Genomic DNA, 1,067 nt, shown 5'->3' with positions numbered 1-1,067 from the left:
GCTGACGCACACCATCGCCCACCGGGTGGGTCGCTATCTGGAACGGCAAGGCCTGCTGGAACGGGATGTCGAAAACAGCTATCTGGCCTCGGATGCGGTGGATGACGACCCGATGACACCCCTGCTGGGGCACTCGATCACTTACCGTATCGCTGTCGGTTCACAGGCGGGGCGAAAGGTGTTCACTTTGCAAACTCTGCCGACCAGTGGTGATCCGTTCGGTGACGGGATTGGCAAGGTAGCCGGGTCCAGCCTGCACGCCGGCGTGGCGGCCAGGGCCGATGAACGCAAGAAGCTCGAACGGCTGTGCCGGTACATCAGCCGCCCGGCGGTATCCGAGAAGCGGCTGTCGTTAACACGAGGCGGCAACGTGCGCTACCAGCTCAAGACGCCGTACCGGGACGGCACCACGCACGTCATTTTCGAACCATTGGATTTCATTGCAAGGCTGGCCGCCCTGGTACCGAAGCCCAGAGTCAACCTAACCCGCTTCCACGGGGTGTTCGCACCCAACAGTCGGCACCGGGCGTTGGTCACGCCGGCAAAACGGGGCAGGGGCAACAAGGTCAGGGTGGCTGATGAACCGGCAACACCAGCACAACGGCGAGCGTCGATGACATGGGCGCAACGGCTCAAGCGTGTTTTCAATATCGACATCGAGACCTGCAGCGGCTGCGGCGGCGCCATGAAAGTCATCGCCTGCATTGAAGACCCTATAGTGATCAAGCAGATCCTTGATCACCTGAAGCACAAAGCCGAAACCAGCGGGACCAGGGCGTTACCCGAAAGCCGGGCGCCACCGGCTGAGCTGCTCCTGGGTCTGTTTGACTGACGAGCCTGAAGGCCAACGATACCAATCAAAATGCTGCGTTCACAGCGCCGCGGCAGGGATCCGCCGTGCTGGTTGTCGGAAAAGGAGCCGCTAGTGGGAAAGAGGAGGGTAAATTTTCAGCGTTGCTGGCTCCCCGTCAGCCGGATTGGGTTGCATCGCAGGGGTGTCGAAAGAGTCAACTGCGGTCCAAAGCTGTTGGACTTGGGTGAAAAGGGCGTTTATTCTTCCTATACGT

The 1,067-nt window shown here is 60.4% G+C and carries 1 pseudogene; it reads left to right on the top strand.

Annotation, left to right across the window (positions count from 1 at the left end):
* Positions 1-832: pseudogene (locus FTT86_RS15900) on the top strand (IS91-like element ISVsa3 family transposase); the annotation flags it as partial.
* Positions 833-1,067: the final 235 nt, after the last annotated feature.

The organism is Acinetobacter sp. YH01021, from assembly GCF_013420255.1.
Classification (GTDB): Bacteria; Pseudomonadota; Gammaproteobacteria; order Pseudomonadales; family Moraxellaceae; genus Acinetobacter.
Note: the sequence above shows the minus strand (reverse complement) of the source record. Positions and strands in the feature narration are given on the sequence as shown.